Source organism: Pseudomonas sp. KH_021 (assembly GCF_057838865.1).
In genome coordinates this window covers 5,268,118-5,293,507 of sequence record NZ_CM174477.1, presented here as the reverse complement: position 1 = coordinate 5,293,507, position 25,390 = coordinate 5,268,118, and the positions used below count along the sequence as shown (strand labels likewise).

General features: G+C 59.9%; 27 protein-coding genes and 1 riboswitch. Of the genes, 16 read left to right on the top strand and 11 right to left on the bottom strand.

Annotation, left to right across the window (positions count from 1 at the left end):
- Positions 1-19: 19 nt before the first annotated feature.
- Both AC3IX4_RS24455 and AC3IX4_RS24450 read right to left on the bottom strand, forming a co-directional pair.
- Positions 20-724 carry an SDR family NAD(P)-dependent oxidoreductase gene (locus tag AC3IX4_RS24455; protein WP_489257915.1) on the bottom strand — a complete coding sequence of 235 codons (705 nt, stop codon included), beginning with the start codon at positions 722-724 and terminating at the stop codon, positions 20-22.
- 344 nt (positions 725-1,068) lie between these two features.
- A complete protein-coding gene (locus AC3IX4_RS24450; protein WP_489257914.1) occupies positions 1,069-2,055 on the bottom strand; it encodes an NAD(P)/FAD-dependent oxidoreductase in 987 nt (328 codons plus the stop codon).
- Positions 2,056-2,247: 192 nt separating this feature from the next.
- Here AC3IX4_RS24450 and AC3IX4_RS24445 point away from each other — a divergent pair, with 192 nt between their 5' ends.
- On the top strand, positions 2,248-3,150 hold the full coding sequence (locus AC3IX4_RS24445) for a TIGR01777 family oxidoreductase (protein ID WP_489261356.1): 903 nt from the start codon (positions 2,248-2,250) through the stop codon (positions 3,148-3,150).
- 20 nt (positions 3,151-3,170) lie between these two features.
- Positions 3,171-4,196 (top strand): ferrochelatase, encoded by a 1,026-nt coding sequence (hemH, locus tag AC3IX4_RS24440; protein WP_489257913.1) that lies wholly within the window; start codon positions 3,171-3,173, stop codon positions 4,194-4,196.
- Between the two features lie 96 nt (positions 4,197-4,292).
- Here the strand turns inward: hemH and AC3IX4_RS24435 are convergent, their stop codons facing one another.
- Together AC3IX4_RS24435 and upp are read right to left on the bottom strand one after the other, a co-directional pair.
- Positions 4,293-5,555 (bottom strand): uracil-xanthine permease family protein, encoded by a 1,263-nt coding sequence (locus tag AC3IX4_RS24435; protein ID WP_489257912.1) that lies wholly within the window; start codon positions 5,553-5,555, stop codon positions 4,293-4,295.
- A gap of 2 nt (positions 5,556-5,557) precedes the next feature.
- Positions 5,558-6,196 carry a uracil phosphoribosyltransferase gene (gene upp / locus AC3IX4_RS24430; RefSeq protein WP_489257911.1) on the bottom strand — a complete coding sequence of 213 codons (639 nt, stop codon included), beginning with the start codon at positions 6,194-6,196 and terminating at the stop codon, positions 5,558-5,560.
- A 162-nt stretch (positions 6,197-6,358) separates the two neighbouring features.
- Between upp and AC3IX4_RS24425 the strand changes: the two genes are divergently transcribed.
- From AC3IX4_RS24425 to AC3IX4_RS24410, 4 genes are all read left to right on the top strand, one after another.
- Positions 6,359-6,916: a hypoxanthine-guanine phosphoribosyltransferase gene (locus AC3IX4_RS24425; RefSeq protein ID WP_489257910.1), complete on the top strand. Its 558-nt coding sequence runs from the start codon at positions 6,359-6,361 to the stop codon at positions 6,914-6,916.
- 3 nt (positions 6,917-6,919) lie between these two features.
- Positions 6,920-7,393: a WbuC family cupin fold metalloprotein gene (locus AC3IX4_RS24420; protein ID WP_489257909.1), complete on the top strand. Its 474-nt coding sequence runs from the start codon at positions 6,920-6,922 to the stop codon at positions 7,391-7,393.
- 54 nt (positions 7,394-7,447) lie between these two features.
- On the top strand, positions 7,448-7,930 hold the full coding sequence (locus AC3IX4_RS24415; RefSeq protein WP_489257908.1) for a hypothetical protein: 483 nt from the start codon (positions 7,448-7,450) through the stop codon (positions 7,928-7,930).
- A 71-nt stretch (positions 7,931-8,001) separates the two neighbouring features.
- Positions 8,002-8,289, top strand: a complete 288-nt coding sequence (locus AC3IX4_RS24410) for a PA4642 family protein (protein WP_489257907.1) — start codon at positions 8,002-8,004, stop codon at positions 8,287-8,289.
- A 223-nt stretch (positions 8,290-8,512) separates the two neighbouring features.
- Here the strand turns inward: AC3IX4_RS24410 and mqo are convergent, their stop codons facing one another.
- Positions 8,513-10,021, bottom strand: a complete 1,509-nt coding sequence (gene mqo, locus AC3IX4_RS24405) for a malate dehydrogenase (quinone) (RefSeq protein WP_489257906.1) — start codon at positions 10,019-10,021, stop codon at positions 8,513-8,515.
- Between the two features lie 668 nt (positions 10,022-10,689).
- Positions 10,690-10,923 carry a hypothetical protein gene (locus tag AC3IX4_RS24400; protein WP_489257905.1) on the bottom strand — a complete coding sequence of 78 codons (234 nt, stop codon included), beginning with the start codon at positions 10,921-10,923 and terminating at the stop codon, positions 10,690-10,692.
- 167 nt (positions 10,924-11,090) lie between these two features.
- On the opposite strand from AC3IX4_RS24400, the gene AC3IX4_RS24395 reads away from it, so the two are divergent.
- Positions 11,091-11,675 carry a YajG family lipoprotein gene (locus tag AC3IX4_RS24395; protein ID WP_489257904.1) on the top strand — a complete coding sequence of 195 codons (585 nt, stop codon included), beginning with the start codon at positions 11,091-11,093 and terminating at the stop codon, positions 11,673-11,675.
- Between the two features lie 71 nt (positions 11,676-11,746).
- On the opposite strand, the gene AC3IX4_RS24390 is transcribed toward AC3IX4_RS24395, so the two are convergent.
- On the bottom strand, positions 11,747-11,953 hold the full coding sequence (locus AC3IX4_RS24390; protein WP_489257903.1) for a hypothetical protein: 207 nt from the start codon (positions 11,951-11,953) through the stop codon (positions 11,747-11,749).
- Positions 11,954-12,127: 174 nt separating this feature from the next.
- Here AC3IX4_RS24390 and AC3IX4_RS24385 point away from each other — a divergent pair, with 174 nt between their 5' ends.
- Entirely contained in the window at positions 12,128-12,400 is a 273-nt protein-coding gene (locus tag AC3IX4_RS24385) for a hypothetical protein (protein WP_489257902.1), read from the top strand.
- A 150-nt stretch (positions 12,401-12,550) separates the two neighbouring features.
- Here the strand turns inward: AC3IX4_RS24385 and AC3IX4_RS24380 are convergent, their stop codons facing one another.
- Positions 12,551-13,714 carry a 1-acyl-sn-glycerol-3-phosphate acyltransferase gene (locus AC3IX4_RS24380; protein WP_489257901.1) on the bottom strand — a complete coding sequence of 388 codons (1,164 nt, stop codon included), beginning with the start codon at positions 13,712-13,714 and terminating at the stop codon, positions 12,551-12,553.
- Positions 13,715-13,838: 124 nt separating this feature from the next.
- On the opposite strand from AC3IX4_RS24380, the gene AC3IX4_RS24375 reads away from it, so the two are divergent.
- The 4 genes from AC3IX4_RS24375 to AC3IX4_RS24360 all read left to right on the top strand — a co-directional run bounded on the left by AC3IX4_RS24375 (position 13,839) and on the right by AC3IX4_RS24360 (position 15,828).
- Positions 13,839-14,021 (top strand): CPXCG motif-containing cysteine-rich protein, encoded by a 183-nt coding sequence (locus tag AC3IX4_RS24375; RefSeq protein ID WP_489257900.1) that lies wholly within the window; start codon positions 13,839-13,841, stop codon positions 14,019-14,021.
- Positions 14,021-14,281, top strand: a complete 261-nt coding sequence (locus tag AC3IX4_RS24370; protein WP_489261355.1) for a putative signal transducing protein — start codon at positions 14,021-14,023, stop codon at positions 14,279-14,281. Before AC3IX4_RS24375 ends, AC3IX4_RS24370 begins: the two co-directional genes overlap by 1 nt.
- Positions 14,282-14,299: 18 nt before the next feature.
- The gene (locus AC3IX4_RS24365; RefSeq protein ID WP_489257899.1) at positions 14,300-14,920 is read left to right on the top strand and encodes an SOS response-associated peptidase; all 621 of its coding nucleotides are present in this window, start codon (positions 14,300-14,302) and stop codon (positions 14,918-14,920) included.
- 92 nt (positions 14,921-15,012) lie between these two features.
- The gene (locus AC3IX4_RS24360) at positions 15,013-15,828 is read left to right on the top strand and encodes a M48 family metallopeptidase (protein WP_489257898.1); all 816 of its coding nucleotides are present in this window, start codon (positions 15,013-15,015) and stop codon (positions 15,826-15,828) included.
- A gap of 501 nt (positions 15,829-16,329) precedes the next feature.
- Here the strand turns inward: AC3IX4_RS24360 and AC3IX4_RS24355 are convergent.
- The 3 genes from AC3IX4_RS24355 to AC3IX4_RS24345 form a co-directional block, all read right to left on the bottom strand.
- Entirely contained in the window at positions 16,330-16,902 is a 573-nt protein-coding gene (locus tag AC3IX4_RS24355; protein WP_489257897.1) for a TMEM165/GDT1 family protein, read from the bottom strand.
- An 87-nt stretch (positions 16,903-16,989) separates the two neighbouring features.
- Positions 16,990-17,111: riboswitch (yybP-ykoY riboswitch) on the bottom strand.
- 39 nt (positions 17,112-17,150) lie between these two features.
- A complete protein-coding gene (locus tag AC3IX4_RS24350; RefSeq protein ID WP_489257896.1) occupies positions 17,151-18,149 on the bottom strand; it encodes a methyltransferase in 999 nt (332 codons plus the stop codon).
- 45 nt (positions 18,150-18,194) lie between these two features.
- The gene (locus AC3IX4_RS24345; protein ID WP_489257895.1) at positions 18,195-19,148 is read right to left on the bottom strand and encodes a 2-hydroxyacid dehydrogenase; all 954 of its coding nucleotides are present in this window, start codon (positions 19,146-19,148) and stop codon (positions 18,195-18,197) included.
- A gap of 150 nt (positions 19,149-19,298) precedes the next feature.
- On the opposite strand from AC3IX4_RS24345, the gene AC3IX4_RS24340 reads away from it, so the two are divergent.
- The 4 genes from AC3IX4_RS24340 (at position 19,299) to AC3IX4_RS24325 (ending at position 25,311) form a co-directional block, all read left to right on the top strand.
- A complete protein-coding gene (locus AC3IX4_RS24340) occupies positions 19,299-19,928 on the top strand; it encodes a LysE family translocator (RefSeq protein ID WP_489257894.1) in 630 nt (209 codons plus the stop codon).
- A 115-nt stretch (positions 19,929-20,043) separates the two neighbouring features.
- On the top strand, positions 20,044-21,723 hold the full coding sequence (locus AC3IX4_RS24335) for a fatty acid--CoA ligase (RefSeq protein WP_489257893.1): 1,680 nt from the start codon (positions 20,044-20,046) through the stop codon (positions 21,721-21,723).
- Between the two features lie 308 nt (positions 21,724-22,031).
- Positions 22,032-23,918, top strand: coding sequence for a DUF1302 family protein (locus AC3IX4_RS24330; protein WP_489257892.1), 1,887 nt, complete (start codon positions 22,032-22,034; stop codon positions 23,916-23,918).
- A gap of 28 nt (positions 23,919-23,946) precedes the next feature.
- Complete coding sequence (locus AC3IX4_RS24325; protein WP_489261354.1) at positions 23,947-25,311, top strand: DUF1329 domain-containing protein; 1,365 nt, start codon at positions 23,947-23,949, stop codon at positions 25,309-25,311.
- The last annotated feature ends 79 nt before the right edge of the window (positions 25,312-25,390 follow it).

The window sequence follows — 25,390 nt, the reverse complement described above, 5'->3', positions numbered from 1 at the left end:
CAAGCCCTTCAAATTATGCTCAAGCTGACCTTGGCAGTGGCCACAGCACGTCAACCGAAAGGGTCGGCAGTTGGGCATGCAGCGAGCGTAGCTGCAGGTGCTTCAGTACATGCAGGGCCGCCTCTTGTGGTGTCCATGCCCTTGGAAATTCTCCATTGGGCTCAAGAGGATTTCCGACGTCAGTAAGCCCTGGATTGATCACCGTCAGGGCAATACCTTGCTGGGCCCACGACTCGCGGCTTTTTTCAAGCATATCCAGTAGGCGGGTATAGTGGGTGGTGAAATCCGATGTAGCCAAAGGCAATGCCGTGATGGGGCTGACGATTGCCACCAATTGGGGGTGCTGCCCTGTCTTGAGCAAGGGCTCGGAAAACTCAGCACAGTAAGCGGTCGCCCACTGATTGGTCTGCACGACTTGCATGATCACATGTTCGTCCAATGGCTGTCCTTGCACGTACTCGCAAGTGCCAGCATTGATAATCACCGTGTCTATGCCACCCCAGGCAGCCGCTATTTGCGCGCAGGCCTGTTGCGCTGCCTCACGCTCACTGAGATTGCCGCTCAATGAAAGCACCTGGTTGGGGTAGCGTTGGTTCCAGACAGCGTGCTGCTCAGGGTTGGCTGCGTTGATTGCCAACTGCATGCCCTGGTCCAGTAACTGCGTGGCCAGGGCTGCTCCGATCCCGTCACTGGCGCCGGTTAGCCAGAATCGACGTGGGCTCATTGGAGGTTTTTCCTTTTATTAGAGAGTAGGCGGGCGAGGGCAGTCGATTATCCATAGGGTGCCTCGCGGGTCCTGCCTTTGAAGTAAGTCTTTGAAAGCTTTGAGCGTGCATTCCCTGCAGCTGTTTAAATCGACGACGGTTGCAGGGTAATCAGTCACTTCGATCAGGCTCCCGTATGTCGGATTGTGGAGTTCGGCCTGCTTGCAAGCTCAGCAGTCGACTGCTGTTAATGCTGACCGCAGTGCCGCACAGGAGTTTCGGCCCTGAGCGCTGGCCAAACGTTGTGTGGGTTTGTTAGAAGGGGCTGCAAACACCGAGCGGCCTGCAGCTGCACTCTTTTGATTCAGGCGTCCAGTTTCTGGAACAGGCGTCGAGCCGCTTCCTGGCCACTGAGCCAGGCCCCTTCCACACGCCCGGAAAGGCACCAGTCGCCACAGACATACAGGCCAAGGTCGGCATCGGCCAGGGCGCCCCATTCGCGAGGGCTGACCGGGCGGGCGTAGAGCCAGCGGTGTGCCAGGGAAAGTACAGGGGCGGGCGTATGGCCGACCAGTTCGGCGAAGGCGCCGTGAAGCTGTTCAATCACAGCTTCCCTGGACAGGTCGATATGCTGCTTGCTCCAACTGCTGGTGGCATGCAGGATCCAAGTGTCCTTGCTGGTATCACGACCGGGTTTGCTGGGATTACGCGCCAGCCAGTCCAGTGGGCTGTCTTTGACGAAGCAACCATCCATGGGAGTATCCAGCGGCGTATCGAACGCCAGCGCAACGGCCCAAGTCGGTTCCATCTGCACGCCGGCGGCCATGCCGGCAAGCTTGGGGACTACCGCCAGCAAGGCCGTGGCCTGGGGCGCCGGTACCGCAATGACCACCTGCTGGAAGGGGCCGTGGGTGTTGCCCTCGGCGTCTTGAAGCTGCCAGTGGTGTTCACCGCGAATGACTTCAGTGATACGGCAGGAAAAGTGCACGGGCAGTGCGCCGAGCATGGCACGGGTGATCGCCCCCATGCGTGGCACGCCGACCCAGCGAGTCTGCTCGTCGGGTGAGGGCAGGAATTCCTGACCGTTGTGGTTGTACAGCAGCGGTTCCCATTCCTGGACCCAGCCCTTGACTTGCCACTCCTGGACCTGGTTGGCAAAACGCCGGTCCCGGGTGGTGAAATACTGGGCGCCAAGGTCCAGGGAACCCACGTCGCTGCGCTTGCTGCACATGCGACCGCCAGGGCCACGGCTCTTGTCGAAAAGCTGCACGTCGTGCCCGGCCTTGTGCAAGGCCTGGGCCGCTGAGAGTCCGGCGATGCCGGTCCCGATGATGGCGATGGGTACAGTCATAGGGGCCTCGTTAACCTCTGTACGCAGATTACGCAGACAGGAAACCTGTAGAATCGCTCGCTCGAGTATAAGTTACGCTAGTCCGAGCCCGACAGGTTGGCCTATGGTTATCTGAGAGCAGCGGGTGAATAAAGTGCCTTGCTCTAAAAATAGACTAGTGACGTGAGTTAATCGCTGCATGAGGGCGCAATGATGCATATATTGCTGACCGGCGGTACGGGTTTGATCGGACGACAGCTGTGTCAGTACTGGCTCGGCCAAGGGCATCGCATCACTGTCTGGAGCCGGCGTGCCGAACAGGTGGGTAAATTATGCGGCGCCGGGGTCAAGGGCGTTGGCAGTCTTGAATCGCTCGTGGATGAGCCACTGGATGCGGTCATCAACCTGGCCGGCGCCCCCATTGCCGATCGCCCCTGGACAGGCCATCGACGTGCCCTGTTGTGGAGCAGCCGCATCAACCTGACCGAACAGTTGCTGGCCTGGCTTGAGCGTCGCTCGCAACGCCCGTCGGTGTTGATATCCGGTTCGGCGGTAGGCTGGTACGGCGATGCCGGAGAGCGTGAAATTACCGAGGCCTCGCCGCCAATCAAGGAAGACTTCGCCAGCCAGCTGTGCATTGCCTGGGAGGAGACCGCCCAGCGCGCCGAAGCCTTGGGTATTCGGGTGGTGTTGGTGCGCACCGGGCTTGTGCTGTCCAGCGATGGCGGGATGCTGTCGAAAATGATCTTGCCTTTCAAGCTCGGCCTGGGTGGCCCGATCGGCTCGGGCCGCCAATGGATGCCATGGGTTCATATCAATGATCAGGTGGCCTTGATCGACTTTCTATTGAACCACGGCGAGACTCACGGCCCTTACAATGCCTGCGCCCCGGAACCGGTACGCAATCGCGAATTTGCCAAGCGCCTGGGCAAGGTCTTGCACCGACCGGCAATCATGCCGTTACCGTCCCTGGTGCTCAAGGCCGGGCTCGGTGAGATGTCCGGGTTGCTGCTGGGGGGGCAAAGGGCGCGCCCGGTGCGTTTGCTGGCCGCTGGGTTCACCTTCCGATTCAATGATGTGCAGTCAGCCTTGGACGACTTGTCCAGGCACCTCTGAAAACCGATATAGGACCTTGCATGACTGATCATGCTTTGCTGCTGATCAACCTGGGCTCACCGGCGTCTACCCAAGTTGCGGATGTTCGCCGTTATCTCGATCAGTTTTTGATGGACCCTTACGTAATCGATTTACCATGGCCAATTCGTCGGCTGTTGGTGTCGCTGATCCTGGTCAAGCGACCCGCGCAGTCAGCCCATGCTTATGCCTCCATCTGGTGGGATGAAGGCTCTCCGCTGGTCGTACTGACTAAACGTCTGCAGCAAGCCATGGAGCAGCAGTGGGCGCACGGCCCAGTAGAAATGGCCATGCGCTATGGCGAGCCATCGATTGAAACGGTGCTGACCCGGCTGGCCGGGCAGGGCATCAAGCAGGTCACACTGGCTCCGCTGTATCCCCAGTTTGCCGACAGCACCGTGACCACGGTGGTGGAAGAAGCACGTCGTGTTGTTCGCGAGCACAAGCTCGCGCTGCGATTGTCGCTGCTGCCACCGTTCTACGAAGACCCGGACTATATCGACGCCTTGGTTGCCAGCGCCAAGCCCTGGCTCGAACAGCCGTTCGACCATCTGCTGTTGAGCTTTCACGGCCTGCCGGAACGGCACCTGAAAAAACTCGACCCCACCGGCCGTCACGATTTCCAGGCCGCCAACTGCTGCGAGGGCGCCAGCGCCCAAATGCGCGCCGTGTGCTATCGCGGCCAATGCCTGCGCACCGCCGAGTTGTTTGCCCAGCGGATGGGCATACCGCAGGGTAAATGGTCGGTTTCGTTTCAGTCGCGGCTGGGACGTGCGAAGTGGATCGAACCCTATACCGAAGCGCGCCTGGAAGAGCTGGCGGCCGATGGGGTGAAAAAATTGAGGGTCATGTGCCCGGCGTTTGTCGCCGACTGCATTGAAACCCTGGAAGAGATCGGTGATCGCGGTCGCGAGCAGTTTTGCGAGGCAGGCGGGGAGGAGTTGGTATTGGTGCCTTGCCTGAATGATCACCCTGATTGGGCCATGGCGCTCAAAGGACTGTGTGAGCGCGCCCCGCTGATGATTTGATCCGCCTGGTAGGAGCCGGGTTTACCCGCGATGAAAACGACGCGATACATCAGGAAAATCGCGGTGCGTTCATCGCGGTGGTCCGGCTACCCGCTATCAGATTTCCGGTTCTTTCTTCCAGCTGTCGTTGCCCGGCAGGATCAGGTTCAAGGCAATGGCCACGATGGCACACAGGGCAATGCCCTTGAGCCCGAAGTCATCGGGCCCGGTGCCTGTGCCGATCAGTACGCCGCCAATACCAAATACCAACGTCACCGACACGATCACCAGGTTGCGCGCTTCGCCCAGGTCGATCTTGTGGCGGATCATGGTGTTCATGCCCACCGCCGCAATCGAGCCGAACAGCAGGCAGAGAATCCCGCCCATGACCGGCACCGGGATGCTTTGAAGCAATGCGCCGAACTTACCGATAAATGCCAGGCTAATGGCAAAGATCGCCGCCCAGGTCATGATCTTCGGGTTGTAGTTCTTGGTCAGCATCACCGCGCCCGTCACCTCGGCATACGTGGTGTTGGGAGGTCCGCCAAACAGGCCGGCAGCGGTGGTGGCGATACCATCACCCAGCAGGGTGCGGTGCAGGCCAGGCTTTTTCAGGTAGTCACGCCCGGTGACACTGCCCACCGCAATCACACCGCCGATATGTTCGATCGCAGGTGCCAGGGCGACCGGCAGGATAAACAGAATCGCCTGCCAGTTGAACTCCGGTGCGGTGAAGTGGGGCAGGGCGATCCAGGGGGCGGCGGCAATCTTGGCCGTGTCTACCACGCCGAAATAAAACGACATGGCAAACCCGACCAGCACGCCGGATATGATCGGCACCAGGCGGAAGATGCCCTTGCCAAATACCGCCACGATCAGCGTGGTCAGCAACGCCGGCATGGAAATCATCATCGCGGTGCTATAAGCGACCAGCTCGGTACCGTCATCGGCCTTGCCCATGGCCATGTTCGCGGCAATCGGTGCCATCGCAAGGCCAATGGAGATAATCACCGGGCCGATCACCACCGGCGGCAGCATGCGGTCAATGAAACCGGTGCCTTTGATTTTGACCGCCAGGCCCATGAAGGTATAAACGAAGCCAGCCGCCATCACTCCGCCCATGGTCGCCGCCAGGCCGAATTGACCCTTGGCGAGAATGATCGGTGTGATGAAGGCAAAGCTCGATGCCAGGAAGACGGGCACCTGACGGCCGGTCACCAGTTGAAACAGCAGAGTCCCTAAACCTGCAGTAAACAGCGCGACGTTTGGGTCCAGACCGGTAATCAGCGGCATCAGCACCAGCGCGCCGAACGCGACAAACAGCATCTGCGCACCGGAAATGACCTGTCGCCAGAGCGGGTCCTTGAACTCGTCCTGCATGTTCAAACGTCCTTCTGTTTGGTGCCGAAGATCCTGTCACCCGCGTCGCCCAGGCCCGGGATGATGTAACCGTGTTCGTTGAGGCGCTCATCGATGGAGGCGGTGTAGATGCGCACATCAGGGTGAGATTTTTCGACCGCGGCGATACCTTCGGGGGCAGCGACCAGGACCATGGCACGAATGTCCTTGCAACCGGCCTTTTTCAGCAGATCGATGGTGGCAACCATCGACGCGCCCGTGGCCAGCATCGGGTCAATGATCATGGCCAGGCGTTCGTTGATTTCCGGGACCAGCTTTTCAAGGTAGGTGTGTGCTTGCAGGGTTTGCTCGTTGCGGGCGATACCCACGGCACTGACCTTGGCACCTGGGATCAGGCTGAGCACACCGTCGAGCATGCCGATACCGGCGCGCAGGATCGGGACCACGGTAATTTTCTTGCCAGCGATTTTCTCGACCTGGACTGTGCCGCACCAGCCGTCGATATCGTAGCTTTCCAGCGGCAAATCCTTGGTCGCTTCATAAGTCAGCAGCGCTCCGACTTCCTGGGCGAGTTCGCGAAAGTTCTTGGTGCTGATGTCGGCACGGCGCATCAGGCCGAGTTTGTGGCGGATCAGCGGGTGGCGGATCTCAAGGATGGGCATAGGAAAAGGCTCCGGAGGGGCAAAAAAACGGCGCTAGGTTAATCTATTCAGCCATGCATGTCCTGTAGGCTCTCTGGACGTTAGTCCAGAAATGCTTGATATGAGCCGAACGGATGCGTACCGTTGCCCGCTTTTCTTCCACAGCACCCCCTGGAGAGCGACATGTCCGCTGATCTCGAGCACATCCGTCAAGTCATGCGAGAGGCTGACTGCCTGTACACCGAAGCTGAGGTGGACGCGGCGATCGCCCGTGTTGGCGCCCAGATCAGCGCTGAGCTGGCTGACAGCAACCCGGTGGTGTTCTGTGTGATGAACGGTGGCCTGATTTTCGCGGGCAAGCTGCTGACTCACCTGCAGTTCCCCCTGGAAGCCTCCTATTTGCACGCGACTCGCTATCGCAACGAGCTCAGCGGCGGCGACCTGTTCTGGAAAGCCAAGCCGGAAGTGTCCTTTATTGATCGCGACGTACTGATCATCGACGACATCCTCGACGAAGGTCACACCTTGGGCGCGATCATCGACTTCTGCAAACACGCGGGTGCGCGCGCCGTGCATACCGCGGTGCTGATCGACAAAGACCACGACCGCAAGGCCCGCCCAGACCTCAAGGCCAATTACGTCGGCCTGCCGTGCGTGGACCGCTACATTTTCGGTTACGGCATGGACTACAAGGGTTACTGGCGCAACGCCAACGGCATCTTCGCGGTCAAGGGGCTCTGATCCATGGGGCAGCCCGGTTTTCTCGAACAGTCGCTGTTTGCTGAGCTAGCCGAAAAGGCCGCGGCCAACCCGCGCGGGCGCCAGCACCATAACTTCCATCAGATGGAAGATCCCTGCCATCGCATGGCGGTGGGGCTGCAGCCCAATACTTATGTTCCGCCGCACCGGCATTTGGGCGACGACAAGGCTGAAACCCTGATCGTGCTCAAGGGCAAACTGGGTTTGCTGCTTTTCAGCGAAACCGGTGAGGTGCTGGCCAAGCGCATCTTGCAGGCGGGTGGTGAGTGCCTGGGGGTGGACCTGCCGCCCGGCACGTTCCACGGCTTGGTGGTACTGGAGGCCGACACGCTGATGTTCGAGTGCAAGGCTGGCCCCTACCGCCCGGTGGGTGAGGGCGAGCTGGCCGGTTGGGCCCCGCGTGAAGGGGAGGCTGGTGTGGCTGAATATCAGGCCTGGATGCGCGCTCAGTTCGACTGATCAGCAATGGCAGGGCCGTGCTAGAGTGCTTGGCCGCCTTTCACGGAGCCTGCCATGCGCCTGATCACCTTGCTGTCGTTGTCGCTTGCCTTGTCACTGACCGCTACCTTTGCAGCAGCGGCGCCGATGCACAGTCAGTTCCTGCCACCGGATGATCTGGCCTTGCGCGAAGGTGCACCGCAGCAGCAGCAATTGCTGCAGATCACCGACTACAGCGTGGTCGTGGGCAATCAACGGCAATCCAATCAGCAACCGATTCCAGTGACTTCTCCTCTATTGCTGCGCCTCAAAGGCAAGCCGTTGAGCAAGGGCGCGATCGTTGGCCAAGTGCTGATCAGCTTTGACGCCGAAAGCAAAAGCCTGAAAAAGCCGGTTTTCGATGAGAAAACCCGCGTGCTGACCCTCAACTATCCGCTGAGCCAATACCAGGTGATTCTCGACCTGCTGCGCAATGACACGGTCTATGTGCAGTTTCTCAGTTATGACAACGGCCATGTCTGGGCTGATTTGCATACAGGGGCTGTACGCGCGCGTTGAGCCTGATGCCTGCGCAGGGGTAAACTGCCGGCCCGTGAAAATGTCCGCGATCGTTCAGTTTGGAGTCGGCAATGCGTAAAGATAAGAAGCAGGTGATTGGTGATGAAATCGGCGATGCCCAGATCAAGTTGTTTCTCGATTTCGAACCTGTCGACGCAACCTCGCCGTCGCTGCACAAGCTGATCAAGGCTTATCGTGGCCTGCGTATCGACGATTTCGAGCGTTTTATCGGTTTTTTCCTGGAAGCCGGTTACGACCTGAACGGCAAGGATGAGCACGACAACGACTTCATCGCCCTGATCAAGGATCAGCGCAACGCGCCGGAATATATCGAGATCATCGAAAAAGCCCGCGGCTGACTTGTAGCCGCTGCCGTAGGCTGCGATGCGGCCCGAAAGGGGCGCCAGTGCGTTCGCACGATCTTGCGCCCGCTTCGCGGCCGATCGCAGCCTAACGGCAGCGGCTACAGGTCGATCGCAGCCTAACGGCAGCGGCTACAGGTCGATCGCAGCCTAACGGCAGCGGCTACAGTATCAGGCATAAAAAAACGCCCCGAAGGGCGTTTTTTTATGGGCGCAGATTTTATGCGTAGTGCTCGGTCGTGCTTTTCTTTTCGACCAGCTCCAGCATTTCGTCGCTGTGACGGCTGACTTTCTGGTACAGCGCAGCATCGGCTGCCAGTACCTTTTCACGGGCCGGGAAGATTTCCTTGAGCTTGGCAGCCCACGTGGTGCGGGTTTGCTCAGGGAAGCAGCGCTCGATCAGTTCCAGCATGATCGACACGGTGACCGAAGCGCCTGGGGAGGCACCCAGCAGTGCGGCCAGCGAGCCATCCTTGGCGGAGACCAGTTCGGTACCGAACTGCAGGACGCCGCCTTTTTTCGGGTCTTTCTTGATGATCTGCACGCGCTGGCCAGCCACTTCCAGACGCCAGTCTTCTGCCTTGGCCTCTGGGTAGAAGCGACGCAGGGAGTCCAGGCGCTGTTCCATGGTTTGACGCACTTCGCTCATCAGGTAGCGCGTCAGGTCCATGTTGTCGCGGGCTACGGCCAGCATCGGGCCGATGTTACTGGCACGTACCGACAGCGGCAGGTCAAGGAACGAGCCGTGCTTGAGGAACTTGGTGGTGAAGCCGGCGTAAGGCCCGAACAGCAGGGACGTTTTGCCTTCGACTACACGGGTGTCCAAGTGCGGGACGGACATCGGCGGTGAACCGACGGCGGCCTGGCTGTAGACCTTGGCCTGGTGCTTCTTGACCACTTCCGGGTTGTCGCAACGCAGCCACTGGCCGCTGACCGGGAAACCACCGAAGCCCTTGCCTTCCTCAATGCCGGACATCTGCAGCAGCGGCAGGGCCGCGCCACCGGCGCCGAGGAACACGAAGCGAGCGTCGACTTCACGGGTATTACCGGTGTTGACGTCCTTGATGCTGACCGCCCAGCCATCGCCCTTGCGGGTAAGGCCGGTCACGCGTTTGCAGTACTTGACCAGGGCCTCAGGGGCGCTGGCCAGGTGCTTGAGCAGTTTGTTGGTCAGGGCGCCAAAGTTGACGTCGGTACCGTTCATCACGCGGGTGGCGGCAATGTGCTGGTCGGCTGGGCGGCCTGGCATCATCAACGGCATCCACTCGGCCATCTTGGCCTTGTCTTCGGTGTATTCCATATCAGAAAACGCATGATGCTGCTTGAGCAGCTCAAAGCGCTTCTTCAGGAATGAGACGCCCTTGTCACCCTCGACATAGGACAGGTGCGGGAGCGGATTGATGAACGAGCGGCACGAGCCGAAGGTGTCTTTCTTGGCCAGGTAGGCCCAGAACTGCTTGGACACTTCAAACTGGGCATTGATATGCACGGCCTTCTTGATGTCGATGGAACCATCGGCAGCCTGGGGCGTGTAGTTCAATTCACACAGCCCGGCGTGTCCGGTCCCTGCGTTGTTCCAGGGGTTGGAACTCTCCGCAGCACCCGAGTCCATCAGTTCGACGACTTCCAGCTTGATCGCCGGGTCGAGCTCTTTGAGCAGTACTGCAAGGGTGGCACTCATGATGCCTGCCCCAACCAATACCACGTCGACTGTTTCGTTCTGCGCCATTAACGCGTCTCCAAAAATCTTTCAGCACCAAATTGACAGCATAGGATCCACAGGCCTGCAACGATTGCCGGGTATCCAAGGGGTCAAGCCTACGCCAGCCCGCGGTCTACCCATGGCCAGGATCGCCATGTCCGATTCTTCGCAATGTTCTGCAACTTCAGCGGACGCCACCAACCGGGCTTTGCGTTCCCTATGAACGCATGTTGCAACCGGCGCGGCAATTCGACTTAAGGTCGAGACATCCGTTTTGCGTAGTGGACAGGCATCAGACTCCCAGGGTGAGTGAGAGGTCCGTGCAGCGCTTTAGGGCTGATCGAGACGCCGGGAATGCATTTACACATGCCAAACTGTTCATTTGCTCGCCACACTCTTGTGAAGTAGTGAATAACCGTTTTTTCACGCTCTTTTGGAGACGCGAACCTCAAAATGGAGCTGCGCGCTGGCAGGTCCGGCAGGTCAGTGCGAGTGAGGGGCGCCAAAAACAGCGGGCACGCCAAGCTTCACATTGCCTGTGTGGGCGGCTCTCTGTGGGCGATTCGAAGTGCTTATGCAGGGCATGAGCGGTGGTGCGAGGCCCGATCAGGAGACGTCCTTATAATCGGGGGCAGATTATAGCGATGAAACGCGCAGAAAAGATGTTAATTAATGGACTTTTATCGACTGGCGGCTCAAGCGGCCAGGGCACGCGACAGGCGGGGCCGCTCTGCGCGGCTCAGAACACGGGCGTTGGCGGGTAGAAACTGGTTGAGCCAGTGCAGGCGAATTTCTTCGATTTCGACCCAGCCGCTACCGGCAGGCAAGTCCGCACACTCACGAAACGCCCGGCACCGGCCGTTCTGGTCGAGCAGGGCAAAGCAGCGAGGTGTGGGGCGAGCGGTAAACAATGACCTTAAAAAGCGCATGGCGATGGCCTTCCTGTTGATTGACTGCAAGGTTGCCTCAAACCCATGACATGAAAATGACAGAAGCTGCGGCACCGTTGCCGTCCAGCGTGGTCCATAGCTGGTGGGGCGGGGCTCTGGCCCGTTATACTGCGCCCCTGTTAATGCCTATTCCCGGAGAGATGAGCATGTTGCAACGCCTGTTGTTCGGTTTGATCGCTGTGACCAGTCTGACCTTGGTCGGTTGTGCCCACAGCCCGCAACAACTTAGCCCGCAACCGAAACTGACCGCCCAACTGGCGCCGGTCGGTCATGGTCAGCCGGTCGTGGTTCGCGTGGTCGATGGCCGTACCTCGCAAGCACTGGGCACGCGCGGTGGTCTGTACCCGGAAACCAGCGCCATTAGTGTCAGCAGCAACGATGTGTTGCCCAAGCTGCAAGCCCAGGCTGAAGCGGCGGTCCGCCTGCTGGGCTTCACCCCAACCCCGGGTGCGCCCAACGCTCCCCAGCTGACCGTTACCCTGGCTGATCTTAAGTACCAATCGCCCAAGGAAGGCCTGTATGTGACCGAAGCCACCATCAGCGCTACCTTCCGCGCCGATGTAAACAACGGTGGCCGTCGTTACAGTGGTCGTTACGGGGCGTCCCTGGACCAGCGTTTCGGCATGGCGCCGAACCAGGAAACCAACACCAAGCTGGTGAGCGATGTACTGAGCGATGCGTTGACGCGTCTGTTCAAGGATCAGACCATCGGTCAGGTGCTTGGCCAGTAATCGATAACACACCCGCGTAAAAAAGCCCGATATCGCCTTGGCGGTATCGGGCTTTTTCATGGGCGCTTGAATCAGGCAGCGTCGCTGTAGAAATCGAGCACGCTGATGCCGGTATGCGCGTCCACCTCAGGTAAATCGAAATGCGCCAGGCCGCCCAGGGCGCAATACACCAGCCACTGTCGGTCTTGCACGTTGATGGACAGGCCATTGATCAAGTCTTCCTGCTCATCGCTGGGGGTGATCAGGTAAAGGCGATCCTGGTTCTGCGCATGCAGCATGACGAGCTCCTTGTCGGTTGGGGTGCGATACCTTCGCTTGTCTGCATGACGAACGTATGACGGCCGGGATTAATCGCCAGCCGGTTTGTCATTGGTCGTATGGGGGGAGGTTTTAGCCAAAGGAGCGCGTAAAATATTGGCCGCTCAATTCAGGATGTATGTCGAGGTTATTTGATGTCGCTGCAAGTCATATGGACCCTGTTCAACGCCCATCCGGCCAAACTTGTGAATATTCTGGCGCTGCTGTTTGCCTTTCCGGGCGGCTGGCTGTTGCATGCCACGCGCCGTCGCGAGCTGCGCGCCTTGGCCAATCTGCCCGGGCAGGGGGAGACAGCCGTGGCTGTGCTTGATGCACCGACTGCGCGCATGAACCGCTTTTTCTACCGTTTCGGCTTTGCCTGCCTGGGCATGGCCTTGCTGGTGTCCTGGGTCAGCACGCGCCTCTGATCCTATCTGGCAACCGCGTCGTCTGCATCGCAGGCAAGCCTGAATGCCGGACCACTGGCTCCTACATTGATCGCGGTGATATTCCGCTCCATGTAGGAGCCAGGCTTGCCTGCGATGCAAACGACGCGGTTCATCTGGCAAGTTTGAGGATTAAAGCGACAACCCCGCCTTGACCCGGTACTGGTTACGCACCGGCGTCGCATACTGCATCACCAGGTACGGTCGATGCTCAGCCGGGCAGGCATCCAGGCGGCGCTGCCATTCGGCCTTGGCCTTCTCCAGCTCATCCTTGGCAAACACCGCTTCGGCCTTGGGCACCTCAAGCGCAGGGTCCGCGTCCGACCATTGGGCGTAAGCCAGGTAATGCGCCGGGAACAGCCGATAGCCAGCCAGAATCTGCCGGTCGATTTCAGCCGCCAATTGCTTGGTGTCTTCGAAGGCCTGGGTAATGGGCGCGGCAAAGTTGACATGCACCCGGCCCTTGTAGCCGGTGATGCCCTGGGCAATGCTCACGTCGTCTTCGCCCGGCACCTTGGTGTAGCTGCCTGTGGTGGCGCGGATGTACAGCTCGCGGGCCTTGGCCTGGTCGCACGGGTCGTATTCGTAGCTGATCGACACCGGGGTCAGGTTCAGTGACTGGATCACCTCGCCAAACGGCTCAGCCTTGCGGCTCATGTGGAACATTTTCAGGATCGCCGAATCGGTGCGGTCATCACCGTCCTTGGCACGGCCTTCGGCTTGGGCGATCCAGATCGATTGGCAGTCGTTGCGGATCGAATGGTTGATATAGGCCGAAAGCAACTGATAGGCCGCCATCTTTTCGCGACGACCGCTGATCGAGCGGTGCACGATAAAACTCTTGTTCAGGCGCATCAGGTCGCTGACGAAGGGTTTTTGCAGCAAATTGTCGCCAATGGCGATACGCGGGGTGGGCAAGCCTGCGTGATAGATCGCATAGTTGACAAAGGCCGGGTCCATCACGATATCGCGGTGGTTGGCCAGAAACAGGTAGGCACTGCCAGACTTGAATTGCTCCACGCCCGTGTAGGTCACACCGTCAGTGGCCCGCTCGATCGTATGGTCGACGTAGAACTCGACTTTATCCTGTAGGGTCGATACGCAGCTGACCTGGGCGAATTCCTTGCGCAGGCGCTTGGCAATCAGCGGGCGCAGCGCCCAGCCCAAGGCCCCGGCCATGCGCGGGAAGCGAAAGTGGGTGAGGATATCCAGGAATGCCTGATCGCTGAGCAGTCGCGCCAGCACGGCAGGGACTTCAGCGTCGTTGTACGGTCGGATGGCATCGAATTCGCCCATCATGCTCTCTTGTTGGAAACGGCTAGGGTAATAGGTAAGGCTTGGGTCTGAAAAAACGCGCAGACTCGCAACGGGCCTACAAATAGACCGGCGATTATACGCACAAGTCACTGTGGAGACCGCGATGCTGGAAACTGCACATTATGAATGCCCCTATTGTGGCGAAGAAGTCGAGACCACGCTCGACCTGTCCGGGGGGGATCAAACCTATATTGAGGACTGCGCGGTCTGTTGTCGGCCGATCACCTTCATTTTGCAGGTCCACGGCGAAGAATGGATGCTCGAAGTCAAAAGCGAGAATGAATGATGCAACGCATCTACGAGCCGGAAAACCTGCTGGAAGCCGAGCTGCTGCTGTGCATGCTGGCCAGCGAAGGCGTGGAGGCGCATCTGCTGGGCCGCGATCTGGTCGGTGGTGTGGGTGAGCTGCCGCCGCTGGGCCTGTTGGCCTTGAATGTCGACAATGACCAGGCGCAATACGCACGCCAGCTCATCGCCGAGTACAATGCCGCCTTGCCGCTGCCGATTGATGAGCCGGACAGTTTTCCCGGTACGCTGGTTTGTTGAACGAGAGTTTCTCGCCTTATGTGTGGACGTTATGCGCTGTTTCGTTGGTCCCCGGCCTTTGCCGCGTTGCCCGGTTTTCCGGCTGACCAGCAGGCACAGTGGAATATTTCGCCCGGCGACTCGGTATTGATCCAGCGCCAGGATGAACACGGCTTGAACCTGGCGCGGGCTCGCTGGGGCCTGACACCGCCCTGGCTGACCGATCTTTCCCGCACCCCCGCCCATGCCCGCGCCGAAACCCTGGCCGAACAACCCATGTTTCGCGAACCCTTCAGGCAGCGCCGTTGCCTGCTGCCGGCCAACGGCTTTTATGAGTGGCGTGGATCGGTGCGCAAACGGCCCTACTGGCTGACGCCGGGTGAAGGCTCCTCGCTGTTCTTCGCCGCGATCTGGGAGGCGTACCCAGTGCAGGAGCAAGTGTGGCTGAGCGTGGCGGTGGTGACTCAGGCGGCGATGGATCAACGTCGCCCCTTGATCCTTGATGCTGCAGGCCAAGCTACCTGGCTCGCCGCCGATACCCCCTTGCCCGCGCTGCAAACACTGCTCGCGGCCCCCCAGGCAACCCTGCGCGAGCGGGTGCTGGCTAACCTTGTCAACGACCCCAAGCTCAACGCCCCCGAATGCCTGACCCCGGCCTGAGGGCACTTAATACCTGGGAAACTGTCTGATCGCGGTGGCGCACGGGCCGACGTGGCTCTAGCATACCCGCCAGGATTCCAGGGAGTGTTTTCATGCGTAAGTCTTTTGTTATCAGCGCGCTCTGCGCCAGCCTTCTGCTTGCTGGCTGCCAGGCGGTGAACACCACCAGCGGCGGCGCAGTGGGTGTCGAGCGCAAGCAATATATGTTCAGCATGTTGTCCACCGACCAGGTGAATCAGATGTATGCCCAGTCCTACCAGCAGACACTGGGCGAGGCGAGCACCAAGGGCGTGCTGGACAAGACCAGTGCCGAGGCCAAGCGCGTGCAGGCTATTGCCGATCGCTTGATTGCCCAGGCACCGAAATTCCGCCCGGATGCGGCGCAGTGGCAATGGGAAGTGAACCTGATCAAGGGCGATGAGCTCAACGCCAACTGCGGGCCTGGCGGCAAGATCATTTTCTACAGTGGCCTGATTGACAAGCTCAAGCTGACTGACGATGAGATCGCAGCCGTTATGGGCCATGAAATCGCCCATGCCCTGCGTGAGCACGGTCGTGAAGCCATGTCCAAGGCCTATGGCGTACAAATGGCCAAGTCTGGCGCCGGTGCCTTGCTGGGATTAGGGCAGGATAGCCTGGCGCTGGCCGACACCGTGGTGCAGTACAGCCTGACGTTGCCCAACAGTCGCAGCAACGAAAACGAGGCCGACCTGATTGGCCTCGAGCTGGCCGCCCGTGCCGGCTACAACCCGAATGCCGCGATCACCTTGTGGGAAAAGATGGCCGCCGCTTCCGGTGGAGCTTCGCAGCCTGAGTTCATGAGCACTCACCCGGCTTCCAGCAGCCGGACGGCATCGCTGCAGGCAGCGATTCCCAAAGTAATGCCCCTGTACGAACAGGCAAGGTAGGAGCCAGGCTTGCCGGAGTGCCGGACCACTGCGATGGCCATAGGTATCTACACATCTTTTGGTGTACTGCATTTCGTAGCAGTGGACGAGTAGAACGAGGCCACGTCCGGCTGCGCAGCAGTCGTAAAACCTGGCACTTCAGTATTCAGATACACCGCGAGTACAGGCTTTGCGAGGACTACGTCCCCGGACCTGGCCTCGCTGAACTCGTCTACTGCTACGAATGTAGCCGCTGACGAGGTACGAGGCTGCGATCGGCAGCGAAGCGGCCGTAAAACCTGAGACCGTAATCCATCAGGCACACCGAAGGGCCTGAATTTACGACGGCTTCGCCGCCGATCGCAGCCTCGTACCTCGGCAGCGGCTACAAGAGCCGCGCTGCCCCAGAATTGTGTAGATACCTATGCTGCGATGGCATCACCGCGGTATCTGCATCTGCAATGGCATCGCCGCGGTCATAAGGAGGGACCGCAGCGATCCCATCGCGACCAAGGTCTGCTCCTACAGCGTCATGGCTGAGTACACCGCCACTATTGCCAGCACGAAGAACGCGCAGGCCGCCAGGCGGCGAATCAAGGTGAGCGGCAGCTTCTCGGCGGCAAAGTTACCGGCCAGCACCACCGGCACGTTGGCAATCAGCATGCCCAGGGTGGTGCCGATGATCACCATGATCAGGTGCGGATACTGAGCGGCGAGCATCACCGTGGCGACCTGGGTCTTGTCACCGATTTCGGCGATGAAGAAGGCGATCAAGGTGGTCAGGAAGGGGCCGAATTTGCGTGCGGTGCTGGTTTCGTCATCGTCCAGCTTGTCCGGGACCAGGGTCCAGAGCGCCGTGGCGGCAAAGCTGGCGGCCAGAATCCAGTGCAAGCTGGCTTCGGAGAAGAACGCTCCAACCCAGGCCCCGACGGCACCGGCAGCGGCATGGTTGGCAAGGGTGGCGGCGATGATACCGGCAATGATTGGCCAGGGTTTTCGAAAGCGTGCAGCGAGCACCAGCGCGAGCAGTTGGGTCTTGTCGCCAATTTCGGCCAAGGCCACGATCGCGGTGGGTACGAGAAGTGATTCCAGCATCAGGATTCCTACGGGGGCGGGTCGACACGGCTATGACACGTACAGCCTCCCCGCCCCGGGTAAGGTGTTCGTGTCATAGGTCTTGTCAAACCCTTAGGCCCGTCGATGCGGACCTTGGGTCGCACGCGCCATGGTCTGTTGACCAAGTATGTTGACGCGGGCCGGACGAGCAGTGCGCTCGTGGGAGACTACTCCCCTAGGACGGTGCGGATTCTGCCTAGGGAAAATTGATTCGGCAAGTTAAGTTTTCAGCCGCGTGTTGCGCGGTAGATCCGAAACCCCTGGCCTTCAGCGCGCGTTTCGCAGTTGCCCATTGCCGCTTCGATCAGCGGTTGATAGCGCAGGAAACTGTTGGCAACCAAGCGAATTTCGCCACCTTTTTTCAGATGCTCGGCGCATTTTCGCAACATGGTTTCTGACGCGCGATAGTCGGTATGCACGCCGGTATGGAACGGCGGATTACTGAGGATAGCGTCCAGATACAGGGGCGCAGCATCAATTCCATCCCCGCAGATCACTTCACCTTCAAGGCCATTGGCTGCCAGGGTCAGACGGCTGCTGGCGACCGCAAAGGCATCCACATCGAGCAAGGTCAGTTGGCTGCCCGGGTAGCGGCGCTTGAGGGTTGCCCCAAGTACCCCGGCACCGCAGCCGAAGTCCAGCACATGGCCTTTGGGCAGTTGTTGCAGGTGCTCAAGCAGCAAGGCTGTGCCTCGATCCAGCCGGCCATGGCTGAAGACGCCCGGCAAGCTCACAACTGTCAGAGGGCCTTCGGCCAATGGCAGCTCGTAACGCTCGGCCAAGCTTTCAAGTTCTACCGCGGCGGGTGCGTTTTCAACCGTGACTTGCCAGAGCTGGCAATGGCGCGCGCTGTCGAGCTTGCGTGGCTTGCCGAAGGCGTGCAACTGCTTGGCCGCGCCTTCGATACCGCCGCGTTTCTCACCCACCAGAAACAGCTCACGGCCTTGCAGTTGCGAGGCGAGGGCATTGAGCAGGTAGTTGGCGAGGTCGCGGGATTTGGGCAAGAACAGCACGGCACCGTCGAACGGTTGTTGTGGCACCTGCACACCAAAGTGGCTGCGCCCGGCAAAGCGCGCCTCAAGGGCAGCTTGATCGCCGGCATGCCAGCACCAGCCCTGTGCTTGCGGCAGTGTGCCCAGCAGGTCGTCGGCGGGCAGGCCGGCCAGCATCAGCCGACCCTGGAACAAGTCGGCCTGACGAAGCAACACTTCACTGCGCGGGTCCATGGCGGGCTCCTGAAAAAAGGGCGAAGTCTACCAGACCCGCAGCCTTCAACTGACCACTCGGCGGGGGTTGCCTGCAAAAAACGCCTGGGTGTTTTCGGTCAGTTGGTTGACGATACGCTGGCGCGCCTCGCGGCTGCCCCAGGCACTGTGGGGGGTGACGATCAGGCGTGGGATATCGCCAGCCAGCAGGGGATTGCCGTCAACCGGCGGCTCGACGCTTAGTACGTCGGTCGCAGCCCCGCCCAGATGCCCCTGGCGCAGGGCGTCGGCCAGTGCCTGCTCATCGATCAGCCCACCGCGCGCGGTGTTGACGACATAAGCACCGGGCTTGAGCAGCGCCAACTCAGCCGCGCCGATCATATTACGGGTGGCATCGTTGAGCGGGCAGTGCAGCGTCAGGGCGTCGACCTGTGGCAGTAATTCATCCAGCGGCAAGCGATCGGCGCGGGGTGGGCGGCCAGGCAATTGGCCCAGCAGCACCCGCATGCCAAAGGCTTCGGCCAGACGCTCCACGGCGCCGCCCAGCTCGCCATGGCCCAACAGGCCGAGGGTTTTGCCTTCCAACTCCACAATCGGGAAATCCAGCAGACAGAACTGCTTGGCCTGTTGCCAGCGGCCAGCGGACACCGCGTGCTGGTAGTCAGGCAGGCGAGTCGCCAGTGCCAACAATAGTGCCAGCGTGTGCTGTGCCACCGACGGCGTACCGTAGCCTTGGCAGTTGCTGACACAGATGCCTTGGGCAGTGGCGGCGGCCAGATCAATGTTGTTGGTGCCGGTGGCAGCCACCAGGATCAACTTGAGGTCGGGGCAGGCGGCCAAGGTCTGGGCGTCCAGTACCACTTTGTTGCTGATCGCCACCGTGGCGCCTTTGAGGTGTTCGAGCAATCGCTCGGGCGAGGTAGCTGGATACAATTCCAGGCTGTCAAAGCAGGCTTGGAGGCTGGAAAAATCCAGGTCGCCCAGGTCCAGCGAACAATAATCGAGGAAAACGGCGTGCATTAGGCAAGACTCCATGTGCGCTGAAAGCGGGCGGGATAGCCATCCTAGCGCGAGTGCCGGGTGAAAATCCTCGGTAACTGTACCTATTGTCTGTCCATGGAAACGGCGTACTGTTAACGACTGGAAATAGTTTGTTACTGAGGAGCCCAGATGTACTGGACGGAATTTTTTACCGTAGCCCTGATTCACCTGCTCGCCGTGGCCAGTCCGGGCCCCGACTTTGCCGTAGTGGTGCGCGAGAGTGTGACCCATGGGCGACGTGCAGGCACCTGGACCGCTTTTGGCGTGGGCAGTGCGATCTTTCTGCATGTGGGCTATTCGCTGCTGGGGATTGGCCTGATCGTGTCCCAATCGATTGTGCTGTTCAACGCTTTGAAGTGGCTGGCGGCGGCCTATCTCTTCTACATCGGCATCAAGGCGCTTCGTGCCCGCCCTGCAGCGGCCAGCCCAGAAACACTTGAGGCCGACAAAGTCGAGCGCACCCCTCGTGCGGCCTTCGTGGCAGGCTTCATGACCAACGGCCTGAACCCCAAGGCGACGCTGTTTTTCCTGTCGTTGTTCACCGTGGTGATCAATCCGCACACCCCACTGGCCGTGCAAGCTGGATATGGAGTTTACCTGGCCGTGGCCACTGGCCTGTGGTTCTGCCTGGTGGCGATGCTGTTCAGCCAGCAGCGGGTTCGCGCAGGTTTTGCCCGCATGGGCCACTGGTTTGACCGCACCATGGGCGCCGTGCTGGTCGCGCTCGGGGTCAAGATTGCGCTGACCGAGATGCATTGATTCCTTCGGCTGGCGATTGCGCAAAAAATCATACCTTTGGGTGATTTGATCGTCACCTAGAGGCTCTAGAGTGGGAGGCTCTTGTCTAGCCTGAGCACTCAGTAGAGGGATTTTTATGTTGCAGACGCGCATTATTCCACCGGCCGACGGTGCCTATGAGTTCCCGCTGTTGATCAAGCGCTTGCTGATGTCGGGCAATCGCTACGAGAAAACCCGCGAAATCGTCTACCGCGATCAATTGCGCTACAGCTACTCCACCCTCAATGAGCGGATCGCGCGGTTGGCCAATGTGCTGACCGAAGCCGGCGTCAAGGCCGGTGATACGGTGGCGGTGATGGACTGGGACAGCCATCGCTATCTCGAGTGCATGTTCGCTATCCCGATGATCGGTGCGGTGGTGCACACCATCAACGTGCGCCTGTCGCCCGAGCAGATCCTGTTCACCATGAACCATGCCGACGACCGTTTTGTGCTGGTCAACAGCGATTTCGTCGGGCTCTACAACGCCATTGGCGGGCAACTCACCACGATCGAAAAAACGCTGCTGCTGACCGATGGCGAGGAAAAAACCGCCGACCTGCCCAACCTGATCGGTGAATACGAGCAACTGCTGGCCGCGGCGAGCCCACGCTACGATTTCCCGGATTTCGACGAGAACTCGGTGGCCACGACCTTCTACACCACCGGTACCACGGGCAACCCCAAGGGCGTGTACTTCACCCATCGGCAACTGGTGCTGCACACCCTGGCGGCGGCCTCGGTAGTCGGCGGTATTGACAGCATACGGCTGCTCGGGACTGATGACGTCTACATGCCGATCACCCCGATGTTCCATGTGCATGCCTGGGGCATTCCGTACGTCGCGACCATGATGGGCATCAAGCAAGTCTATCCAGGCCGATACGACCCCGATCTGCTGGTGAAACTGTGGCGCGACGAAAAAGTCAGCTTCTCCCACTGCGTGCCGACCATCCTGCAGATGCTGCTCAACGCCAAATCCGGCCCGGCTGATTTCAATGGCTGGAAAATCATCATCGGCGGCAGTGCGCTCAACCGCGCACTGTATGAAGCGGCCAAGGCGCGTGGCATTCAACTGACAGCCGCCTACGGCATGTCGGAAACTTGCCCGCTGGTGTCCTGTGCCCACATCAACGAAGAGCTGCTGGCCGGCAGCGAAGACGAGCGCATTACCTATCGCATCAAGGCCGGCGTGCCGGTGCCGCTGGTGGAGGCGGCGGTGGTCGATGCCGACGGCAACTTCCTGCCCGCCGATGGCGAGACGCAAGGCGAGTTGGTACTGCGAGCACCCTGGCTGACCATGGGCTATTTCCGCGAACCCGAGAAGGGCGCGGAACTGTGGAAGGGCGGCTGGCTGCACACAGGCGATGTGGCCACCCTGTGCGGCATGGGTGTGATCGATATTCGCGACCGTATCAAGGACGTGATCAAGACGGGCGGCGAGTGGGTGTCGTCGCTGGAGTTGGAAGACCTGATCAGCCGCCATCCGGCTGTCCGCGAAGTAGCCGTGGTCGGCATTCCCGACCCGCAGTGGGGCGAGCGCCCGTTCGCCTTGCTGGTGGCACGCGAAGGGCAGGTCATCGATGCCAAGGCCCTGAAGGAACACCTCAAGCCCTTTGTGGAAATGGGGCTGATCAACAAGTGGGCCATTCCCAGCCAGATAGCGCTTGTTACAGAAGTTCCCAAGACCAGCGTCGGCAAGCTGGATAAAAAACGTATCCGCCTGGACATCAGCGAGTGGCAGGCCAACAACAGCACCTTTTTGTCCACCCTTTGACCGATATGCCGCCGCGCCCACTCGGGCGCGGCTTCCCCTCCCAAGCAAGCGCTTGGGTTCTCAAGCCGCGATCTTGAGCCATTCTTGCCCTGTGCTGATAGGCGCTTTCACGCCACAATGGGCGGGCCAGACGCTCGCCATTTGCAAATCACACTTTAGAGGGATCAAGCCGTACAGGCGGCTGGTTATAGTCGGCTCAGGGGATTTTTAGGAACGAGGTCGACCTGAACGCTGCGCAATCAAGGTCGTTCGATGCGTTTTTAAAGGGACTCACCGCCATAACAAAAAAAGTACATGGAGTAGCGTCGATGTCCACTGCAAAACCTTTCTGGCGCCGGGCAAGATTGCCCTTGGCCGTCAGCCTTGCTTCTACGCTTGCCAGTCCCGCCTTTGGTGTCAGCTTCAACATCGGTGAAGTCGAAGGTCAGTTCGACTCCTCACTGTCTGTCGGTACCAGTTGGTCAACTGAAAAGGCCAATAGAAATCTTATCGGCGTCAACAACGGCGGCAGTGGCCTGTCCCAAACCTCGGACGACGGCCACCTGAATTTCAAACGCGGTGAAACCTTCTCGAAAATCTTCAAGGGCATCCATGACCTGGAGCTCAAGTACGGCGACACCGGCATGTTCGTGCGCGGTAAGTACTGGTATGACTTCGAGCTCAAGGACGAGGGGCGCGAGTTCAAGGACATCAGCGACCACAATCGAAAGGAAGGCGCCCAGTCGTCTGGCGGACAGATTCTCGACGCCTTCGTCTATCACAACTACGACATTGCTGATCAGCCGGGCTCAGTGCGCTTGGGCAAGCAGGTGGTGAGTTGGGGGGAAAGTACCTTTATCGGCAGCGGCATCAACGCCATCAACCCCATTGACGTGTCGGCGTTTCGCCGCCCTGGCGCTGAGGTCAAGGAAGGCTTGATCCCGGTCAATATGTTTTATGTGTCCCAGAGCCTGACCGACAAACTCTCGGCTGAAGCTTTCTACCAGCTGGAGTGGGACCAGACGGTTGTGGATAACTGCGGCACTTTTTTCTCCCAGCCGGACATCATCGCCGATGGCTGCGACAACAACCTGCGGGTGTTGAACAAGCGATCCGCCCTTCCGGCTGCTGCGCTGCCGTTCCTGGCCTCGCGTAATGTCGATGTGAACGAAGAGGGCGTGTTGATTCGCCGAGGCGGCGATCGCGATGCCCGCGACGGCGGCCAGTTCGGTGTGGCGTTTCGTTATCTGTTCGACCCGCTGGACACCGAGTTCGGCGCCTATTTCATGAACTACCACAGCCGTGCGCCGATCTTCAGCGCCACTGGTGCCTCGGCCCAGACGTTTGCGAGCCTGGCGGCCCTGCCAGCCAACCTGCGCGCGCTGGCGCCGTTGATCGTCGCGGGTAACTCCAGCTATTTCGTGGAATACCCTGAAGACATTCGCCTGTACGGCTTGAGTTTCTCCACCACCCTACCCACCGGTACCGCCTGGAGCGGCGAGGTCAGCTACCGACCCAACGCACCCGTGCAGTTGAACTCCACCGATATCCTGTTTTCCGGTGTGCGGCCCATTGGTGGGGCCTTGGCTAACGCATCGCTGCTCAATGGCGTTCCCGGCCAGGACTTGCACGGCTACCGTCGTAAGGAAATCACACAATTCCAGACCACCCTCACGCACTTCTTCGATCAGGTCATGGGCGCCAGCCGCCTGACCCTGGTGGGTGAAGTGGGCGTGACCCATGTGGGCGGGCTCGAAAGCACGTCCAATGTGCGTTACGGCCGCGACCCGGTCTATGGCCCAGGCGAGCTGCCGGCTACCGGTGGCGCCAATACGTGCGTGGCGCTCAACACCAGCACCATTGCCGGCGCAGGCCCTGGTGCCGCCACTAATAACCTGAGCCGCAACTGCAACGACGAAGGTTTTACCACGGCCACCTCATGGGGCTACCGCGCCCGGGCCATCTGGGACTACAACGACGTCTTCGCCGGTGTGAATCTCAAGCCCAACATCGCCTGGTCTCATGACGTCGACGGCTATTCGCCAGGCCCTGGCGGTAACTTCGAGGAAGGCCGCAAGGCCGTCAGCCTCGGGGTGGATGCCGAATACCAGAACACCTACACCACCAGCCTTTCCTATACCAATTTCTTCGATGGCAAGTACACCACCGTGGACGATCGCGACTTTGTTTCGCTCAGCTTCGGCGTGAACTTCTAAGCACAGAGAATTCGGAGTCATCATGAAAATGAACACAACCAAACAGTTGTTGCAGGTCGGTGTGCTGGGGCTGTCGATGTTGGCAACCGGCGTCATGGCGGCAGTGTCGGCCACTGAAGCGGCCAAGCTGGGCACTACTTTGACGCCCATGGGCGCGGAAAAGGCTGGCAATGCCGCCGGTACCATCCCGGCCTGGGCGCCGCTGCCGAAGAATGCTGGCACGGTCGATGCCAAGGGATTTCTGTCCGACCCGTTCGCCAATGAAAAGCCGCTGTTTACCATCACCGCGCAAAACGTTGAGCAGTACAAAGACAAACTGGCCCCTGGCCAGATCGCCATGTTCAAGCGCTACCCGGAATCCTTCACGATGCCGGTCTATCCGTCCCATCGCGGCGCCACTGTGCCAGATGACGTGTTCGCGGCGATCAAGGAAAACGCCACCCACACCAAACTGGCGGCGGGCGGCAACGGCCTGGAGAACTTCAAGACCGCTGTGCCGTTTCCCATTCCCAAGGACGGTGTTGAAGTCATCTGGAACCACATCACCCGCTACCGGGGGGGTAGCGTTACGCGGCTGGTGACCCAGGCCACACCGCAACCGACTGGCTCCTACAGCCTGGTGTACTTCCAGGATCAATTTGTATTCCGCGACAAGATGAAGGACTACGACCCAAGCAGCCCGGGCAACATCCTCTTCTTCTTCAAGCAGAAGGTCACAGCACCCGCGCGCCTGGCCGGTGGTGTACTGCTGGTGCATGAGACCCTGGACCAGGTCAAGGAGCCGCGCTTGGCGTGGGTCTACAACGCGGGCCAGCGCCGGGTTCGTCGTGCGCCGCAAGTGTCCTACGATGGCCCGGGCACTGCAGCCGATGGCTTGCGCACCTCCGACAACCTGGACATGTACAACGGCGCACCCGACCGCTACGAGTGGAAGCTTGAAGGCAAGAAAGAGATGTACATCGGATCCGATGCCTACAAGCTGGACTCACCGACCCTCAAGTACGCCGATATCCTCAAGGCCGGCCACATCAACCAGGACCTGACCCGCTACGAGCTGCGCCGGGTCTGGCATGTGGTCGCAACCCTGAAGGAAGGCCAGCGCCATATCTACGCCAAGCGCGACTTCTACATCGACGAAGACACCTGGCAGGCCGCGGTGATCGACCACTACGATGGTCGTGGCCAACTGTGGCGTGTAGCCGAGGCTCATGCCCAGCCGTACTACAACGTCCAGGTACCGTGGTACACCCTGGAAACCCTCTACGACCTGCAGTCTGGGCGCTATCTGGCGCTGGGCATGAAGAACGAAGAGAAAAAGGCGTACGACTTTGGCTATATGGCCAATACCAGCGACTTCACCCCGGCGGCGCTGCGCCAGGATGGGGTGCGCTAAAAGACTTGTAGGAGCAGAGCTTGCTCGCGATTGCATCACCGCGGTTTATTCCAAGACCGCGGCGCCTGCATCGCGATGG

Excerpts from the sequence above, each read along its gene's own strand:
- AC3IX4_RS24455 (WP_489257915.1), bottom strand. The coding sequence starts at position 724 with ATGAGCCCACGTCGATTCTGGCTAACCGGCGCCAGTGACGGGATCGGA.
- AC3IX4_RS24450 (WP_489257914.1), bottom strand. The coding sequence starts at position 2,055 with ATGACTGTACCCATCGCCATCATCGGGACCGGCATCGCCGGACTCTCA.
- AC3IX4_RS24445 (WP_489261356.1), top strand. The coding sequence starts at position 2,248 with ATGCATATATTGCTGACCGGCGGTACGGGTTTGATCGGACGACAGCTG.
- hemH (WP_489257913.1), top strand. The coding sequence starts at position 3,171 with ATGACTGATCATGCTTTGCTGCTGATCAACCTGGGCTCACCGGCGTCT.
- AC3IX4_RS24435 (WP_489257912.1), bottom strand. The coding sequence starts at position 5,555 with ATGCAGGACGAGTTCAAGGACCCGCTCTGGCGACAGGTCATTTCCGGT.
- upp (WP_489257911.1), bottom strand. The coding sequence starts at position 6,196 with ATGCCCATCCTTGAGATCCGCCACCCGCTGATCCGCCACAAACTCGGC.
- AC3IX4_RS24425 (WP_489257910.1), top strand. The coding sequence starts at position 6,359 with ATGTCCGCTGATCTCGAGCACATCCGTCAAGTCATGCGAGAGGCTGAC.
- AC3IX4_RS24420 (WP_489257909.1), top strand. The coding sequence starts at position 6,920 with ATGGGGCAGCCCGGTTTTCTCGAACAGTCGCTGTTTGCTGAGCTAGCC.
- AC3IX4_RS24415 (WP_489257908.1), top strand. The coding sequence starts at position 7,448 with ATGCGCCTGATCACCTTGCTGTCGTTGTCGCTTGCCTTGTCACTGACC.
- AC3IX4_RS24410 (WP_489257907.1), top strand. The coding sequence starts at position 8,002 with ATGCGTAAAGATAAGAAGCAGGTGATTGGTGATGAAATCGGCGATGCC.
- mqo (WP_489257906.1), bottom strand. The coding sequence starts at position 10,021 with ATGGCGCAGAACGAAACAGTCGACGTGGTATTGGTTGGGGCAGGCATC.
- AC3IX4_RS24400 (WP_489257905.1), bottom strand. The coding sequence starts at position 10,923 with ATGCGCTTTTTAAGGTCATTGTTTACCGCTCGCCCCACACCTCGCTGC.
- AC3IX4_RS24395 (WP_489257904.1), top strand. The coding sequence starts at position 11,091 with ATGTTGCAACGCCTGTTGTTCGGTTTGATCGCTGTGACCAGTCTGACC.
- AC3IX4_RS24390 (WP_489257903.1), bottom strand. The coding sequence starts at position 11,953 with ATGCTGCATGCGCAGAACCAGGATCGCCTTTACCTGATCACCCCCAGC.
- AC3IX4_RS24385 (WP_489257902.1), top strand. The coding sequence starts at position 12,128 with ATGTCGCTGCAAGTCATATGGACCCTGTTCAACGCCCATCCGGCCAAA.
- AC3IX4_RS24380 (WP_489257901.1), bottom strand. The coding sequence starts at position 13,714 with ATGGGCGAATTCGATGCCATCCGACCGTACAACGACGCTGAAGTCCCT.
- AC3IX4_RS24375 (WP_489257900.1), top strand. The coding sequence starts at position 13,839 with ATGCTGGAAACTGCACATTATGAATGCCCCTATTGTGGCGAAGAAGTC.
- AC3IX4_RS24370 (WP_489261355.1), top strand. The coding sequence starts at position 14,021 with ATGCAACGCATCTACGAGCCGGAAAACCTGCTGGAAGCCGAGCTGCTG.
- AC3IX4_RS24365 (WP_489257899.1), top strand. The coding sequence starts at position 14,300 with ATGTGTGGACGTTATGCGCTGTTTCGTTGGTCCCCGGCCTTTGCCGCG.
- AC3IX4_RS24360 (WP_489257898.1), top strand. The coding sequence starts at position 15,013 with ATGCGTAAGTCTTTTGTTATCAGCGCGCTCTGCGCCAGCCTTCTGCTT.
- AC3IX4_RS24355 (WP_489257897.1), bottom strand. The coding sequence starts at position 16,902 with ATGCTGGAATCACTTCTCGTACCCACCGCGATCGTGGCCTTGGCCGAA.
- AC3IX4_RS24350 (WP_489257896.1), bottom strand. The coding sequence starts at position 18,149 with ATGGACCCGCGCAGTGAAGTGTTGCTTCGTCAGGCCGACTTGTTCCAG.
- AC3IX4_RS24345 (WP_489257895.1), bottom strand. The coding sequence starts at position 19,148 with ATGCACGCCGTTTTCCTCGATTATTGTTCGCTGGACCTGGGCGACCTG.
- AC3IX4_RS24340 (WP_489257894.1), top strand. The coding sequence starts at position 19,299 with ATGTACTGGACGGAATTTTTTACCGTAGCCCTGATTCACCTGCTCGCC.
- AC3IX4_RS24335 (WP_489257893.1), top strand. The coding sequence starts at position 20,044 with ATGTTGCAGACGCGCATTATTCCACCGGCCGACGGTGCCTATGAGTTC.
- AC3IX4_RS24330 (WP_489257892.1), top strand. The coding sequence starts at position 22,032 with ATGTCCACTGCAAAACCTTTCTGGCGCCGGGCAAGATTGCCCTTGGCC.
- AC3IX4_RS24325 (WP_489261354.1), top strand. The coding sequence starts at position 23,947 with ATGAACACAACCAAACAGTTGTTGCAGGTCGGTGTGCTGGGGCTGTCG.